Source organism: Okeania sp. (assembly GCF_035285525.1).
Taxonomy (GTDB): domain Bacteria; phylum Cyanobacteriota; class Cyanobacteriia; order Cyanobacteriales; family Microcoleaceae; genus Trichodesmium.
Genome location: NZ_JAYKGW010000128.1, coordinates 24,308 through 41,138, shown reverse-complemented (window position 1 = coordinate 41,138; position 16,831 = coordinate 24,308). Strand labels below are relative to the sequence as shown.

General features: G+C 37.2%; 13 protein-coding genes and 4 pseudogenes. 9 read left to right on the top strand and 8 right to left on the bottom strand.

Annotated features, from left to right (window positions below; translation table 11 throughout):
- Positions 1 to 289 precede the first annotated feature (289 nt).
- Positions 290 to 1,585 carry an adenylosuccinate lyase gene (gene purB, locus VKJ25_RS12160; RefSeq protein WP_324236893.1) on the bottom strand — a complete coding sequence of 432 codons (1,296 nt, stop codon included), beginning with the start codon at positions 1,583 to 1,585 and terminating at the stop codon, positions 290 to 292.
- Positions 1,586 to 2,386: 801 nt separating this feature from the next.
- On the opposite strand from purB, the gene VKJ25_RS12155 reads away from it, so the two are divergent.
- From VKJ25_RS12155 to VKJ25_RS12145, 4 genes and pseudogenes are all read left to right on the top strand, one after another.
- On the top strand, positions 2,387 to 2,998 hold the full coding sequence (locus tag VKJ25_RS12155; protein ID WP_324236892.1) for a YbbR-like domain-containing protein: 612 nt from the start codon (positions 2,387 to 2,389) through the stop codon (positions 2,996 to 2,998).
- 108 nt (positions 2,999 to 3,106) lie between these two features.
- Positions 3,107 to 3,418: pseudogene (locus tag VKJ25_RS12150) on the top strand (LamG-like jellyroll fold domain-containing protein); the annotation flags it as partial.
- Between the two features lie 158 nt (positions 3,419 to 3,576).
- A pseudogene (locus tag VKJ25_RS24615) lies at positions 3,577 to 4,011 on the top strand (calcium-binding protein); the annotation flags it as partial.
- 309 nt (positions 4,012 to 4,320) lie between these two features.
- The gene (locus tag VKJ25_RS12145) at positions 4,321 to 6,231 is read left to right on the top strand and encodes a transketolase C-terminal domain-containing protein (protein ID WP_324236891.1); all 1,911 of its coding nucleotides are present in this window, start codon (positions 4,321 to 4,323) and stop codon (positions 6,229 to 6,231) included.
- Between the two features lie 237 nt (positions 6,232 to 6,468).
- Here VKJ25_RS12145 and VKJ25_RS12140 read toward each other — a convergent pair whose 3' ends face one another.
- The 4 genes and pseudogenes from VKJ25_RS12140 to petL all read right to left on the bottom strand — a co-directional run bounded on the left by VKJ25_RS12140 (position 6,469) and on the right by petL (position 9,222).
- Positions 6,469 to 7,611, bottom strand: coding sequence for a HEAT repeat domain-containing protein (locus tag VKJ25_RS12140; RefSeq protein ID WP_324236890.1), 1,143 nt, complete (start codon positions 7,609 to 7,611; stop codon positions 6,469 to 6,471).
- 345 nt (positions 7,612 to 7,956) lie between these two features.
- Positions 7,957 to 8,061, bottom strand: a pseudogene (locus VKJ25_RS24610) (DUF29 family protein); the annotation flags it as partial.
- Positions 8,062 to 8,447: 386 nt separating this feature from the next.
- Positions 8,448 to 8,624, bottom strand: a pseudogene (locus VKJ25_RS24605) (lysozyme inhibitor LprI family protein); the annotation flags it as partial.
- A gap of 496 nt (positions 8,625 to 9,120) precedes the next feature.
- Entirely contained in the window at positions 9,121 to 9,222 is a 102-nt protein-coding gene (gene petL / locus VKJ25_RS12135; protein ID WP_324236889.1) for a cytochrome b6-f complex subunit PetL, read from the bottom strand.
- An 85-nt stretch (positions 9,223 to 9,307) separates the two neighbouring features.
- Between petL and aroB the strand changes: the two genes are divergently transcribed.
- Positions 9,308 to 10,399 carry a 3-dehydroquinate synthase gene (aroB, locus tag VKJ25_RS12130; protein WP_324236888.1) on the top strand — a complete coding sequence of 364 codons (1,092 nt, stop codon included), beginning with the start codon at positions 9,308 to 9,310 and terminating at the stop codon, positions 10,397 to 10,399.
- 149 nt (positions 10,400 to 10,548) lie between these two features.
- Positions 10,549 to 11,370 carry a KilA-N domain-containing protein gene (locus VKJ25_RS12125; protein WP_324236915.1) on the top strand — a complete coding sequence of 274 codons (822 nt, stop codon included), beginning with the start codon at positions 10,549 to 10,551 and terminating at the stop codon, positions 11,368 to 11,370.
- A 112-nt stretch (positions 11,371 to 11,482) separates the two neighbouring features.
- Here the strand turns inward: VKJ25_RS12125 and VKJ25_RS12120 are convergent, their stop codons facing one another.
- The 3 genes from VKJ25_RS12120 to VKJ25_RS12110 form a co-directional block, all read right to left on the bottom strand.
- The gene (locus VKJ25_RS12120; RefSeq protein ID WP_324236887.1) at positions 11,483 to 12,094 is read right to left on the bottom strand and encodes a hypothetical protein; all 612 of its coding nucleotides are present in this window, start codon (positions 12,092 to 12,094) and stop codon (positions 11,483 to 11,485) included.
- Positions 12,095 to 12,665: 571 nt separating this feature from the next.
- On the bottom strand, positions 12,666 to 13,058 hold the full coding sequence (locus VKJ25_RS12115; protein WP_324236886.1) for an alr0857 family protein: 393 nt from the start codon (positions 13,056 to 13,058) through the stop codon (positions 12,666 to 12,668).
- A 584-nt stretch (positions 13,059 to 13,642) separates the two neighbouring features.
- Positions 13,643 to 14,158 (bottom strand): HNH endonuclease, encoded by a 516-nt coding sequence (locus VKJ25_RS12110; RefSeq protein WP_483143744.1) that lies wholly within the window; start codon positions 14,156 to 14,158, stop codon positions 13,643 to 13,645.
- A gap of 527 nt (positions 14,159 to 14,685) precedes the next feature.
- Here VKJ25_RS12110 and VKJ25_RS12105 point away from each other — a divergent pair.
- From VKJ25_RS12105 to VKJ25_RS12095, 3 genes are all read left to right on the top strand, one after another.
- Positions 14,686 to 15,021 (top strand): ribbon-helix-helix domain-containing protein, encoded by a 336-nt coding sequence (locus tag VKJ25_RS12105; protein WP_324236885.1) that lies wholly within the window; start codon positions 14,686 to 14,688, stop codon positions 15,019 to 15,021.
- A 321-nt stretch (positions 15,022 to 15,342) separates the two neighbouring features.
- The gene (locus VKJ25_RS12100) at positions 15,343 to 15,501 is read left to right on the top strand and encodes a hypothetical protein (protein ID WP_324236884.1); all 159 of its coding nucleotides are present in this window, start codon (positions 15,343 to 15,345) and stop codon (positions 15,499 to 15,501) included.
- 537 nt (positions 15,502 to 16,038) lie between these two features.
- Positions 16,039 to 16,491, top strand: a complete 453-nt coding sequence (locus tag VKJ25_RS12095; protein ID WP_324236883.1) for an NUDIX hydrolase — start codon at positions 16,039 to 16,041, stop codon at positions 16,489 to 16,491.
- The last annotated feature ends 340 nt before the right edge of the window (positions 16,492 to 16,831 follow it).

Genomic DNA, 16,831 nt, shown 5'->3' with positions numbered 1-16,831 from the left:
TCAGGACTTACGCAGCCACCCTAGATATAGTGCTTAAAACCCCATACGCAATAGTTTTTCGACTCTATATTACATTTGCTTAAGTCCTGAACTTTTCAACTGAACATGATATTACACAAACTAAACAAGAAACCGGGTTTATTGCCAGGACTTACGCAAGTGCAACGTATTTTCGTCCGATACGACCCCAGGGAAGCAATCTCAAACCCCTGTTTTTCGTACCTCATGGCTTTAGCCCTAATTGCCTTTTGTTGATAAACCCGGTTTATGTGTAAGTCCTGATAGACTCTTAAATACCTAATCTTTGATACACATCATCTAAATTTTTTAAATGATGTTTCGGGTCAAAACAAGTTGCAATTTCTGCCTCAGATAATTGACTTTTTATCTGTTCATTTTTACTGATTAATTCTTGGAAATTACCATTGGGTTGATTCCAAGCTTGATGAGCGCAAGACTGCACAATTTTATAAGCATCTTCTCTAATCATGCCTTTTTCTACTAATGCTAATAGCACTCTTTGGCTAAAAATTACTCCTCCATAAACATTCATATTTCGCTTCATGTTTTCTGGATATACTAACAATTTCTGGATTAATTCAGTGGTTTCTTTTAGCATAAAATGAGTCAAAATACAAGTGTCTGGTAATATAACTCTTTCCACTGAACTATGAGAAATATCTCGTTCGTGCCACAGGGCAACATTTTCCAAGGCAGCAATAGAATGACCCCGCACTATTCTGGCTACTCCGCTTAACCTCTCGGAACGGATGGGGTTCCGTTTGTGAGGCATGGCACTGGAACCTTTTTGACCTTGAGAAAAATATTCTTCAACTTCTAAAACATCAGTCCGTTGCAGGTTCCGAATCTCTACTGCAAAACGTTCGATAGAAGCAGTCAGTAAAGCCAGAGTTTGTACATACTCAGCATGGCGATCGCGAGAAATTACTTGAGTAGATGCTGTATCTGGTTTAAGTTCCAGTTTTTGACAAGCGATCGCCTCTACTCTGGGGTCAATATTGGCATAAGTTCCTACTGCGCCAGAAATTTTACCTACAGCAATATTCTGACGGAGTTGCACTAACCTCTGGCGATGACGACAAACTTCTGCTAACCATCCTGCTAATTTAAAACCAAAAGTTATTGGTTCCGCATGAATACCGTGGGAGCGACCAACCATAACTGTTTCCCGATGCTGTTGTGCCTGATAGCGAATAGCTTGTCCTAACTCTTCCACGCATAATAACAACACATCTAGACTTGCCACCATTTGTAATGCTAGGGCAGTATCCAAAATATCAGAACTGGTTAAACCTAAGTGAATATACCGTCCGGCATCCCCAACATATTCGTTCACATTTGTCAAGAAGGCAATCATATCATGGCGGACTTCTGCTTCTATTTCCAATACCCGCTGCTGGTCAAAATTTGCCTTGGCCTTAATTTCTTCTACCGCATCAGCAGGAATATAACCAAGTTCTGCCTGAGCTTCACAAACAGCTATTTCTACTTGGAGCCAAGTTTTTAGTTTGGCATTATCAGTCCAAAGTTCACCCATTTCGGGTAAAGTGTAACGTTCTATCAAACTCTTTATATAAAAAAACAACCGTTACATTGTACTACTGGCAACCAGAAATACTGAAGTTACAATTCAAAATTCATGCATTTAAAATTGCAAAGTAGAGTTTTATAACAGGACTTACACAAAGGTACTATATATAGAGTTAAAAAACTATTGTGCAATAGTTTTAAGCACCATATCTAGGTTTGCTGCGTAAGTCCTGAACCACAAACCCGGTTTCTTGGTTGCTTTCCATTGATAGTGAACTGTTAGGGAGTGGGGGAGTAGGGGAGTAGGGAAGTGGGGGGAGAAAGATTTTTCTTGGGTTACTCCTGCACAAAAGCAAGCTACATACCTCAACCCAATCTACATCTGTAGTATCGGCAAAAAAATAGGTTAAAAATCAGGTCAAAACCTTATACACAGGACTTATGTAGACAAACCTAGAAACCCGGTTTCTTGTAGAAACCGGGTTTCTTTGCGTAAGTTTTATTAATATTACTTATTATATATATTAAAAAATAATTATAATAATCTTGGTTTTAATAGAATGTAGTAACCTTAATAAATTAAACAAATATCTATTAATAAACATTTCAATTTATGTAGATTTATAAACTATGAAAACTTCTCAACCAGGAAATTCATATCCCTACTAATATACTTACCATAGTAGCAGTACCTTCTGTTGCTAATTTCCAACCCATCACTCCAGCTAAGGATGGTACGGGTACAACGGTAAATCAAAATGGCGATCGCTTCAATAAGAACTTGAAGATGTGAGGATTTCTAATGTAACTAATTTTAGTTATAAAACAATAGTAGTTGACGATCTATCAAGCTATTCAAACTCATTATCAATGTAATTACAGACAACGATGTACCAACCAATTTACTGAATCAAGCGATCCCTCTATCACCTTCTTTGTCGAAGACAGTGGCGCTTGTGCAGCGGGGATAGCTTTTAGCGATCGCTTTGGAGACGAAATAACCGACGAGAATGATATTGTTGCTCAAAGTACAGGAGAAGCTAGCTTCACAGTCAAACTCACCTCAGAACCAACAGATCACGTAACCATTACCCTGTCGTTAGCTAGTGGTACTCTCAGCGACAACAGGATAACCTTCGATTCCAGTAACTGGGATACAGAAAAAACCGTTACTATAACTGGCCTGACCGAAGACTTGGATACCTTCGATATTACCGCCAGCGATAGCAGCAACGAGGACAACTACAACAGTTTAAACACTACTTTAGGAGTTGTCGAGTTCCCCCCCACCGATACCGCCAAAATCAAAGTAACGGAGGGAGGAAGCACCCAAGACACTGCAGAAATAGCCGTCAATATTAATGGGGTTCAAGATGCCCTAGAAGGACAGCCCACACCAGGACAGTTTACCGTTAGTTTAAAAGATGAAGCATCCGCAGGAGGATAGGAAGTTCCTTATGTAATTTCGGGTACGGCAGATATAGACGATTATATTGTCACCGAAACAGATAATAATATCCCTCCCGAACGAACTATTTCCTGAGATGGAGACAACGATGATGTGGAAATATCTGAGAGCGATGCTTATAATTTCTCTGATTCCTCCTCTTTTACAGTAGAAGCTTGGGTTAAGAACGACCAAAGTAGCGGTGTAGATCAGAATAGTATAGTAGCGAAAATAGGAGGAGGAGGAACTTCACAAGGGTGGGATATGGGGTTGAATCAATCTAACCAACCTCAATTACTTTTGGGAGATGGTCAAGTTTTGGCAGATGGTCAAAACCGAATAAGCATTGAAGGCCCCGACCGTCTGACAACAGGAGAATGGTATCATTTAGCAGCAGTTGTAGATCGCTCCACAAATTAAGCCAAGCTCTATGTAGATGGGACTTTAGTAGATACTCAAGATCTTAGCGTTCTGGGTAGTCTCAGCAATGATTTGAATGTTCAATTTGGAAGTAGGAATAATAGTGATTGGTGGGAAGACGAACTTGACGAAATTCGTATCAGCCAGATGGGGGCGATGTTCTCAATGGTGGTCAAGGTCGCGATCACCTCAATGGTGGTCCTGGTAACGATACACTTACTGGTGGTGCAAGTATTGATCGCTTTATCTTTAATACTAATGAGCCATTCCAAAGTGAGGAAGTTGGTGTAGATAGAATTACTGATTTTTCTGAAACTCAGGGAGGTACAGGAGGTATTATTCTCTTAGACCTTGATACCTTTACTGCCATCAATAGCGAACTAGGGGAAGGATTTAGTATTGTTGATGAGTTTGCTGTAGTTACTAATGGTAAAGAAGCAAGAACTTCTGATGCAGTTATTGTTTATAACAGTAAAAATGGTAGTTTGTTCTACAATCAGAATGGTAGCGCACCTGGTTTCGGTCTGGGTGGAAAGTTGGCAGTTCTGCAGAATCCACCCGATATTACTGCTGATGATTTCTTTCTCCGATAGAGACTGAGAAGAAACCGGGTTTATTGAAGGTAGATGGTAGGGACTATGCAACCTCCGTACAAGGGGATTTGAGACCAACCCGGTTTCTCTGGGCGACATGAAACGTCTTTCTTGGGAACCGTACCAGCAAATTTGATATTACAGCCTAGAAGGCTGTGCTATATCTAGAGACAAAAGTCATAATTAAAAAGCTATAAGTCAAAAGTCATATTATCGAAGAAAGTAAGGTATAAGACAAAAAGAAAGACAATGTTAAATTTTGCACAAATTATGAGAATATAAACTATTAAATTATTACCTTTATTAACCATGACAACTACTACAACAAAATTTCCAATTGACATAGGCAGCTACAAACCTTTGTCCCTCGACCCTACAAACTCCACCCTTACAAATGAACAACGAGAAACACTCAAAGCAAATATTCAACTTTGTCGTGATACAATTATATTCTTTACTGCCACTGGCGCTGCGAGAGGAGTAGGTGGTCATACAGGTGGCCCTTTCGATACAGTTCCAGAAGTAATGATTCTAGATGCCTTCTTCCGAGGTATGGCAGAAAAGTTTGTACCAATTTTCTTTGATGAGGCAGGACACCGTGTAGCTACCCAATACTTAATGGCAGCTCTACAAGGAGACATTCCTTTTGAACATCTTGTAAATTATCGGGCAGCTCACTCTCATCTCCCAGGACATCCAGAATTAGGATTTACCCCAGGAGTGAAATTTAGTTCGGGAAGATTGGGACACATGTGGCCTTACATTAATGGTGTGGCTATGGCAAATCCTGATAAAGTAGTATTTTGTCTCGGTTCTGATGGTTCTCAACAAGAAGGTAATGATGCTGAAGCTGCAAGATTGGCAGTAGCACAAAATCTGAATGTTAAATTGCTGATTGATGATAATGATGTGACTATTGCAGGTCATCCTTCCAGCTATTTAAAAGGTTATGACCTCAACAAAACTCTTACAGGTCATGGTTTGACTGTACTTGAGGGAGATGGAGAAGATTTAGATAGTCTTTACCAAAGAATTTGTCAAGCTGTTACAACTGAAGGTCCGATCGCTGTAATTAATAAGCGGAAGATGTGTCCCGGAATTGAAGGTTTAGAAGGTTCTACCCACGGACATGATGTAATTCCTTTAAAATTAGCGATCGCTTATCTAAAAGATAGAGGCATAACTGAAGCTGTTAACTATCTGGAAGGTATCGAAAAACCCAAACCAAGCTACACTTACTTGGGAGTTAGCGAGAAAGCTGGTTCTAACCGGAACGTATTCGGGGAAACTGTGGTATCTGTTCTCGATGCTATGAGTGAAACAGAACGTCAGAACCACTTATTTGTTGACAGTGACTTAGAAGGTTCCTGCGGACTACAACAAATCCGTAAAGCTTACCCAGAGCGATTTGTTAGTGGGGGTATTATGGAAAGAGGCAACTTTTCTGCTGCTGCTGGTTTTGGTATGGAAGCTGGAAAGCAAGGTATTTTTGCTACTTTCAGCGCTTTCCTAGAAATGTGCATTTCCGAAATTACTATGGCGCGGTTAAATCAGTCTAATGTTTTATGTCATTTCTCCCATGCTGGGATAGATGACATGGCAGATAACACTTGTCACTTCGGTTTAAACAATATGTATGCTGATAATGGTTTAGATGATGGTTATGAAACTCGCCTCTATTTTCCAGCGGATGCTAATCAAATGAAAGCTTGTGTTGAGACAGTATTTACTCAAACTGGAATGCGGTTTATTTTTTCGACTCGCTCCAAAGTGCCTATTATGCTTGACAGTGAAGGTACAGAAATTTTTGGCGAAGGTTACAAGTTTACTCCTGGCAAAGATGAAGTGATTCGCGAAGGTACTGCTGGTTACATTGTTAGTTTTGGTGATGCTTTGTATCGTTCCCTTGATGCAGTAGAACGTCTGAAGCAAGAAGGAATAGATGTTGGTTTAATTAATAAACCGACTCTGAATGTCATTGATGAGGATATGTTGCAGAAGGTAGGTGCTGCTCCTTTTGTATTAGTAGTTGAAGCTTTCAACCGTCGTACTGGTTTGGGTAGTCGTTTTGGTTCTTGGTTATTAGAACGTGGTATGACTCCAAAATTTGCTTATCTTGCTACTCACAAAGAAGGTTGTGGCGGTCTTTGGGAACAGTTCCCTCATCAAGGAATCGATCCAGAAGGTATTATGAGTAAGGTAAAAGAGTTAGTTAAGTAATCTAGGTTAATGAAGACCTTTCCCCCAACCCCTCCCCTTGCAGGAGAGGGGGGAAATTCTCCCCCGGTTCAGACACCGGGTTTCTTTAGCTCTGGACCTAAAAAACAAGCGGAACTTTAGACCAGTTAATCTCCCATGGGATCAAACAGAACCCTGAAAAATTCGCAGCATGAAAAGGGAAACTCCGACCCAGGAGGCTAACTGATAACTGATAACTGATAACTGATAACTGAAATGTCATCTGGTATGAATTCTATTTAACTGTTGTAAAGCCCATTTTGCCGTTTGCTCAACTTCTATATCTTGGTCATATTCTGCTTGTTGCAAGAGATTAGTTATAGGAATCATTAACTCATAAATTCGAGTTAAATCTCGGATAGCATTTTTTCTGACTTCTGCATTATCATTCTGAAGTGATATCGCTAATGCTCTACTCATTGGTTTTAAAGTTCTAACACTAATTTCTGAGAGAGTCGCTAAAATTAAACTTTGCTGTTTAGAATCAGAACTTATAAGTAAATTAACTAATGGTTGAACAGCTCTAGAATCTCCTTTTTGCCCAAGTTCCCAAATAGCTTGATGCCGTTTCTTAGGGTCAAAGTTTTGTAATTCATTAATCAATTGTTCAACAATATTAACTTGAAGTACGGGATAATTATTTTGCTGATTAGTATTGTTAGCATCTTGAACTATATAATTTTCTTGAGTTTCTGGTTGCTCATAATTATTATTATTTTCTTTATTAATCAAAGAATGACTATCAACTATAGGATATTTTTCTACTTCAATATCTTGATGATGCTGTTGGAAACTATTAGGAGAAATTGGGACAGTACCATCTGAATAATTTTTTAGATTGGCCATAAAAGGATTTTCTGCAGCTTCTGGCCATTGATGGCTATAGTTATTTTCAGAATCAGGTAAAGTTACTTCTGATATTTCTTCTGAAGGGGATAAGTCTTCTGGTTCTTGCTCTTCAGGTTGATTATCGTCAAACAGCTTGAGTAAAATAAATACAGCCGTAGCAGTAACCAAAACAGATATCATGCTCAGTAAAAAGAGTGTTTTTCGCCCTCCTAGAGATTTAAGTATGGAACGAATTTTTTTAGGGACTTTTGAAACAGAGGAAGAGGAATTTGATTTTTTTTTCTCGGCCTCTTCAGGTTTTGTCTCTTTCTCCTCTGAGTTGTTATCTTGAGCAAGATACAGAGGGACTGGATAATTTTGATGAGATTTTTGTAGGTTTGCCGTTTTTGTAAAGGTATGATTACTGAATGCCCCTGTAGTAGAATCATAAATGATGGCTTTACTCGCAGTTGGAGAAAAGCAGCAGAAAGTCAACCATGTAACAATAAAAAGAGTGGATTTGTGCTGGAGCATGATGTTCTCTCAGGAGTTTTCAGAGGCAATTTTTACAGACTATATACATAATTATAGTTTAACCTGAGTATTGCTGACATTACTCAAAAACAAGAAAATTTTAGCTGTACAATCTCGAATATTTAGTACAGTTAAGGTTTGACAAAATTGACATAACTATGGCATTCTTTTTCACTTTTGATATAATACGAACCAGGTTTCTATACTTTAGATTTATATTGATACTACTGGATTTAATATTATTCCGGATTTTTATTAATTGATTAAGGTAAGGCAGATGGTTTAGAGGAATAAAGTAAAAATTTCTCCACGCCAATGTTGAGAATTATTAGTTCTTTCTTCTTCTTAATATTGATAAAGTAGTAACTGTTGAATAATTAAAGTTACGAAACTTTGAATAGCACTTTTTTCACTTTTACCCAATGCTTCTAATTCTGCTATTAAGTTTTCATAGTCTAGGTTTTATAATTGATGATTATTTAGTAGTTAAATTGTTTTTTATAACTACTCCAAATAATCTATTTCAGAAAGTAATTTTAAGTCAGCTATCTGTAGGGTCGTTACGCTGACTAACGCACCAAAACTCTATATATAGTGCTTCCCGTGTAAGTCCTGATCAAGTAATTTTAAGTCAGTAATTTGATTAACCATATTTTAATTTTCTGTCTATTTGTGAGAAGATTTAGCGATCGCGTGGCAGAAACCTGGATGGTTTTTGAACCCGTTGTTCAGTTCGGTGAGGCGAGTTAAGCAGATACTATCGCTGGTGGAAAAATAATATAGGGCTAATAGGCAATAGGCAACAGGGGGAATAAATTACTGAGAAGATAAGACTTTTAGCTATTTAGCCCCTCCGGCAACTTGTAAATATACCAGCGCTCATTCCTATAACTCTCAAACTCGCAACTAGCATCCCTAAATTCTAGCCAGGCAATTTGGGCAGACTGAAGTTTCTGTGGTTCTCTTAGAGAAGAGGGCAGTTGCTGATCAACTTGGTTAAGATGGCGATCAACTACTTGATAATTTCCACTTTTAGTTTAGATCGTAAGGTTTGACGACGAATATAGGTTTGTAACTCAAGGGTAGGTTTTTTAGTAAAACCTGTATAGAAGTTTGATTTAATGCCAGGGTACATACTGCCACCAGGACTTAACTCTTGCCATTGTGGATAAACTAAATACCCATTCTTTGTTTCTAACAGGACTTACGCAAAGGTACTATATATAGCGTATCGGTGCGTTATGAGATACGCTTTCCATGTCGCGTAGCGTTTCGGCGCTTGAGCCGACATATAAAGCGGAGCTTTGCGGAACGCAAAATGCACCCTACGGATAGCGTCCATGGGTAAGTCCTATTAAACTGAAAATAGCTGATATTTTTAAAACTTGTTTCATGGTAGTTAGTGATTTATGAGAATAATTTAGATTTTATTACTGGCGGTTTATCCTAACCTCGATAATAACAAAACCCCGTCAAACTTTTGATAGTTTGACGGGATAATATACAATTCTAGATTAACTTAACAACCCGCAAGCCAAACATCAGAACTGTAGCTACACTTAAAGCAGCAAAATAAATCCCAAAAAAAGCAATTATTCCTTCAACAGTCATTAACTTTTCTCCAAAATGGTAAATAAAACTATTAAGATATAAGTTTAATACCAAATGTTCAAAATAGCAAAATCTTAAATTTCTCATGGCATCTATAACTGTCCAACTGCCCCAAAAGTCCTATCAAATAGCGATCGCTCCTGGCAACCTTGACCAACTTGGCCTAAAAATGTCACCCCTTAACTTGGGCAAAAAGGTCTTGCTGGTCTCCAACCCAGAAATATTTGCTCATTATGGGGAAAGAGCGATCGCCTCACTCCAAAAAGCCAATTTTGATGTCTCTCACTGTATTCTCCCGGCAGGAGAGGAATACAAAACTCCCCAAACTCTGCACAATATTTATGATGCTGCTTTAGCACACCGTCTGGAAAGGTCTTCTACAATGGTTGCTCTGGGTGGTGGAGTGGTTGGGGATATGACTGGGTTTGCTGCTGCGACTTGGTTACGGGGTTTGAATGTGGTGCAAGTTCCTACTTCTTTGCTGGCGATGGTGGATGCTGCTATTGGGGGCAAAACTGGAGTTAATCATCCTCAAGGGAAAAATCTCATCGGTGCTTTCTATCAACCACGGTTAGTATTAATTGACCCTGATGTACTGAAAACTTTACCTGTGCGAGAATTTCGGGGTGGAATGGCAGAAGTAATTAAATATGGGGTAATTTGGGATGCTGAATTATTTGGTCATATGGAGAATAGTCAAGGTCTGGATGAAATTAATAGTTTAACACCAGGGTTATTAGAGGAAATTTTGATTAGGTCTTGTCAAAGTAAGGCAGATGTGGTAGCAAAAGATGAGAAAGAGTCTGGGTTAAGAGCAATTTTGAATTATGGTCACACCATAGGTCATGGGGTGGAAAGTTTGACTGGTTATACGGTGGTGATTCATGGGGAAGCGGTTGCTATTGGGATGGTGGCAGCGAGTCGGTTAGGGGTAGAGTTAGGAATGTGGGATGAAGAGAGCGATCGCCGTCAGTTAGGTTTGATAGAAAAAGCTAGTTTGCCGACAAAATTGCCTAGTGGATTAGATATTGAGGAGATTTTGGTTTCTTTGCAGACTGATAAAAAGGTAAAAGCAGGTAAGGTGCGGTTTGTGTTACCGACGGGAATAGGAGTTGTCACAGTGACTGATAAAGTGAGTGCTGATGTATTGAGGAAAGTATTGCTGAGAATGAGTTAATAAATAAAGTCAAAAACTTTAATATTTTACAACAAAAGTTGATTTTGTGATTTAGTGGTTAACGAACTTTTTAGTTCGGAAAATAGCCACTGAATTATTTATAAGAAAACATTATTTTTTATATTATGAATTATTTGGAAAGGAAATGAATCAGAATACACTATATTGAACATCCTGTTGGCGAATTAGTAGTTACTCAGTGCTATTCTGATGGCTATATAAATGTAAGTAAGTTAGCGAGAGCATATAAAAATCAAACAGGAAAGTATAAAAACCCCAATAGCTGGTTTGAAACAGATAGAGGAAATGAATATATAGAGCTTTTATCCGATAGAACAAAACTTGAGGTTTATCAGCTTGTGGAAAAAAAAGGAGAAGGTAAAAATAGAGAAGTTTGGATTCACCCTAAACTTGCTATTTCTTTTGCTATGTGGCTATCGCGTGAATTTGAAATGATGGTGTCTGAGTGGGTTGAGCAATGGCTTTTCGCAAGTCAAAAACCTGCTACTCAAGAACCTATAAATTTGCATCCTTATCAACGTGTTTGGTACGAACGCTTAAGGTTGTTTGAGGAAAAAACTGAACTACCAAAAGGTAGATGGTGTGTTTTTGAAGAAATTGGTAAATTAATGAGGAAATTAGAATCTAAGAATGTGATTTTACATGATAGAGCAACTATTGAAATTTCGGTGGGTAAAACTTGGTGTTATTGGTTAAGAGAGAACGGATATGAAACAGATTTTGAACAGTATCTTCACCATTATCCAGATAAAAGAGGTGAACAACTTGCTAATATTTATCCCTATAAATTACTGGGAGAATTTCATCAGTGGCTACAAGAAACTTATATTCCAGAAAAACTTCCTGAGTATGTCAGAAAATTGGTTACTTCAGAAGAATGTAAACTAATTTCACAAGCTATTGGTTATGAAATTAAACCAGTTTTAAAAAAACTTAAAGCAAATGTTTAAGACAAAAAATCAATATTTATGTTTATACTGTAATGTGGGATATATTGCCCACTAACAGTAGAGCTGAACTGAGATTAAACTCCCTATAATAACCTAAATTTTACGACGATTATCAACCAGAATAAGTATTTTTAATAATAGAAACTAAAATTCCCAACAAATATTGCAAATTTCCAATAAAATACTCACCTACTTCAATATCAACTTGATTTTCTGTTAACCTTAAAAATTTCCAATTACTGCCAGTTGTAATAATTCCATAAATACAATAAATTTGATTATTTTTTTGTTGGTTAAATAATTGAGCAGCCACCATTTCTGCTATACACTGAGCTAATCCAGATTTAATATTATCGTTTTTTGCTTCAATAATTGTCACGACAGGAGCAGTTATTTCTGATTGTTTTGCAGAATAACTAATAATAAAATCACATCTTCCTGTTAATCCTTTACTTTGATTTACGTTAAACTCTGTTCCAGAAAATAAACTAATTTGGCGATTAAAATATTTTCTAAGTTCTACCATGATTGGAGAAATAATTAATTCTGAACGAGCTTTTTCTGTATCAATTTCTAATGCTAAAGGAATATTTTCAGCTAAAATTTCTTTTAGTAAAGCACTAGGATTTACAAATTCTATTGACTTGAATAATTCTACTCGTTGCTGAAGTATTAGGTTAAATTCAGATTCTAATTTTGAGAGAGTAAATTCATTGTAAGACATATTATGGAGGAAGAGGGAAGAGGGAAGAAGGAAAAGGGAAGAAGGAAAAGGGAAGAAGTTATAAAAAACCTCGTCTAGAAATTTATTTTAGCAATAATACAGTATTTGACAACTAAAGTAAAATTTTTTTGCTGAAAACTGCTTTCAATGTTAAATTGAAAGCAGATTAAACTATATGAATAATAGATAAAAATATTGTAGGGATATTTCATAGAATATCCCTACATTCTCAGTTAATATTATTACCTATTTGCCAATGGATAATTAATAATTAGGTCTGGCGTATGGAAATATAAAAGAATATAAATATAAAGCTTTTAGCTTTTTTAAGTCTGGAAAAAGTGTCAGTTTTTAGGTCAAAAAGGTTGAAAAAGTTAGCATCAGAAGGCTCACGCTTGAGGTGAAAAATTAAGAGACAATTCTTACTTCTAATTCCTCTATAACTGTCATTCCTTTTGGGAGGGGTTAGGGGTAGGTTGACTCCCTACTCCCTACTCCCTACTTTCACCAAAAGAGTTTTTCAGCAAACCTTAATTAGAGATAGTTTTCATTATGAATTATGAATTATGAATTATCCATCTAAAATTACTGACGCATTTTCCTCAGTTGCTTGCCACAAGTTAAAAAGTAATAATTCAATGCGATCGCTTAAAGCAGCGATAAAAATTCCATTCTGTTGTTCTGGCTCAAGTGTAATCCAATTTCCTCCTAAACTAACTTCTGCAAACTCATCATCAGCAACACAAAGGGCAATATTTTCCCCACCCTCATCTCTGACAGCTACCTCTAACATTGACAACTCAGGTAAATTTATAGGTAGTAAAAATGCGGCAGAACTTGGTTGAACTACAATTTTTTGACCAACTCGCATAGCCAATATTACCCGTAGTGCTACCAACTGTTCGGGAGATTGAGCTAAACGCTCCATATAAAAGTCAGATTCAGTATAAGTTAATTTTAGCATTCCCGGTGGTCTCTCCTTTTTTAACTAGCTGTTAGCTGTTAGCATTCAGCGTTCGGCTTTTAGTAGCTCTAGGTTAACTAGCTGTTAGCTTTTAGCAGGTTTGGGTTTAAATCCCTAATTTCTATAAACCTGATGGTTGAGGAGGAATTTCAATTACCTTGACTCCTTACTGCTGATTGTTAACCCCTTTATTTACCTAAAAAACTTGTTTGTGCTGATGGCTAAGTGCTGACTGCTGCCTGCTTTTTTAATTTGAAGAGCTTCGGATGTTATTGAGTAATTAATCAATAACTCAAAACTCAAAACTCTGTGCAGTTATTAAAATTCGTTTTTTTCACAACATCTGGCATCTGTAGGATAACTTCCTTGCTATTCTCTTCTTTCAATGACCAAAAAATCAGCTCTCAAGCTACCGGATGAAAAAATAAACTTTAGTATTTCAAGTCTCTGACTTCAAGCAACTGATAACTGATAACTGATAACTGAAAAGGCAGCATCAAAATTTAGCTCTAGTTACTTCACTAGAACTAACGAAACTTATCAGCAACTTTTCCGGTTTTCTCCTGGAAAAAAAATAGAAATTTCTAAACCTCGTGTTGCCGTTCGCGCCAGAACTGTTCAGCAAATGCAATAGTCGGATGTATTGGTGTTTTCGGTTGATGTAATAACTTCATCCCTGCTTCGGTGGGAGTACGACTACCCTTAAAAGCATTGCACTGTTCGCAAGCTGTAACTACATTATCCCAACTATGCTTACCACCTTTTGAGCGAGGAATGACATGATCTAAGGTTAAATATTTAGTAGTTCCACAATATTGACAACGATGATGATCTCGCTTTAATACTTCCCTTCGGTTCACTGGGGGAACTTTCCACACCCGTTCTTGGGATGCCATTGTTAAGCGAATCTGCTCGGGTACATATAAAACTAAACTAGGGGAACGCAGAGGCCAGCCACTTCCTTGCTCAAAATTTAGGGGTTCAGCTTTTCCAGTCACCAATAGAGCGATCGCTCGCTTAATATTCACGCGAGTCATGGGTAGGTAATTCTGAGAAAATACTACTACAGATTGGTTTAATACTTGAGTCATACTGGTCACTGCTTTACCTCCTAATTTTAAGATTTTAGATTTTTATAGCGACTGGTTTCTCAATTAGTTGTCCAAATTACAAAATTTACTTTTATTTCTTTACTTCTTTATCTTATTTAAAATCAACAACCCCTACTTCGGGTTATTCGGAAGCGGGGGCTACAAAAAAGATATTTATACCTTTTAGTTTGACTTATGTACAGATATTTTTGGTCTGTACCTGCCCCTTCTTCTTCCTATTTGATTTGACCTGATATTTTGCCTTTCAATTGGAAAAATGTTATGAATTTTGGTAATTAGTCTCAAGCCTCCATAATCAATGGCAAAATTTCTTTCATCAAATATAATTTTTGCCAAAATTAGCCACGAAGCAGTACGACAACCCTTGAATGGGTTGCTTTTTGACCGATCGATGGTTTGGACAAATGAAAGTTTCACACGAAGGTTCTTTAAAAATTGGGTTTCACATCTAATCTTTTTTATACTACACTAATATTACAGATATGTCTAGCTAAATTTTCAAGGAGAAAAAAATCATGTACACAATTCCCAAAACCTCAACTACTGAAATGGAAGTTACTAGCATTCGTCTAGAAAGAGAGTTAAAGGATAGATTGAAAAAACTGGCCAATAATAAGGGCTATCAAGCTTTGATTCGGGATATCCTCTGGACTTATGTCCAGCAAAAGTCTGGGGATTATAGGCCACAGTTATCTAATTCGGATATTCGGGCCAGTTTACCTGCTACTGCTCAACAGGAGGAACGGTGTGTTCTCACTGGCAAGGTGATACGGCCAAGTGAGGAGATGTTATTAGGACTTACGATTAATGGTGATATGGTCCCCCTTTGTATGGATAGTTTAGAAAGTTAACTAGGATTAAGTATTTGGTGATGGGCAATGGACTATGAAAAAGTATGAAAGATGACGACGCCCAAATTTATTTGTCTATTAGTCCATCACCGGAATTAAAGTTAAGTTTCTCAGAGTTATGAATTTGATGTGGATTTTGTCGCCCCTACTTTATTTTCTTTTGTTGAATAAAAAGTCATGTGTATATACGAATAGTCCTAGTTAAATATACTATATCAGAAATTTAGATGGAATGCAATACCTAAATTCCGGGAAAAATTTTTGGGGTGCTTCAGAGGATGAAAGGGGGAAATTAAGGAAAAATTGTGGAAGGCGATCGCTTTGACTGGAGTTATAGTAGTTGAAGCAAAGAGTGCAGACCCATCACATATCTGGCCAGTAGTCTCTGAATTTGAGGAGGTCGAGTTGATTTCTGCTGGCAATTTATTAACTTTAGGGAATGTCTTACGCTTAACTAAATTAATTTCTTTACTTGAATAAAAAGTCATGCTTGTAGACGAACAACCCCAGTTAAATATACTATATCAGAAATTTAGATGGAATGCAATACCTAAATTCTAGGAAAAATTTTTGGGGTGCTTCAGGGGATGAAAGGGGGAAATTAAGGAAAAATTGTGGAAGGCGATCGCTTTGACTGGAGTTATAGCAGTCGGCAGTCTGTGAATTTGAGGAGGTGGCAATTTATTAACTTCAGGGAAAGTCTTACACTTACTAACTAAATTTATTTACTTGAATAAAAAGTCATATATGTAGACGAGTGAGGACAGTTAAATATATTATATCAGAAATTTAGATGGAATGCAATACCTAAATTCTGGGAAAAATTTTTGGGGTGCTTCAGAGGATGAAAAGGGAAAATTAAGGAAAAATTGTGGAAGGCGATCGCCTGTAGCTTGGTTATCTTAGTAGTTCTACTTAAGAAAAGATGAAATCCCCAATTATTTGATAAAGTCTTTTTTGCTGACTATAAATGTCAAAATAATCAGTGAAAGTGCTTTAGCTTAAATACCTAAGCCTATGCGTAGATTATGGCAATTTGGACAAACTGTACTCGGCTTAATATTCCGTCATCCCCTGACAGGTGCCAGTGTAGTCCCTATATTACCCGATGGCCGGATAGTTTTAGTTCGTCGTCGGGACAACAATAAATATGCTCTACCTGGAGGTATGGTTGAATGGGGCGAAGATATTTCGACCACTGTAAAAAGGGAGTTATTTGAAGAAACAGGGTTAGAATTAGTAAAAATTCGTCGATTGGTGGGAGTATATTCTGCACCAGATCGAGACCCAAGAGTACATTCTATTAATATTCTAGTGGAAGCTGAGGTTCGGGGAAATATGGATGTTCAAGACACCTTAGAAATTAGTCATGTTCAAGCTTTTGAACCGACATCTTTACCGCAGGATCTTAGTTATGATTATGGCCAACAATTAGAGGATTATTTGAGTGGTTTAACCGTTTTAGCTTAAATATTTCTCTATCTAAATTAGGGATTAGGGGTTGCTGAAAAAGTCTGATGGTGGAGGTAGGGAATGGGGGGGGGTAGGGAACAGAGGAAATAATTGAAAAATAGTTCCTTAATTTTTCTGTCTTAGTTAACCTAAAATGCTCATATACCTGACCCTGAGTAGCCTAAAAATTTGTACTTTTAGGGTTCCCGATAAATCAGATACTAAAAAGACTGAAAACTTTCTGTATCAATGCTTTTATATTTATTCAGTAAGCCCTAATTAATTTGTAAGTATTCAGCTATTCTTCTGGAATGCTGCGCAAACAGCTTTTTAACTTATAGCACATTTTTAACTAGAG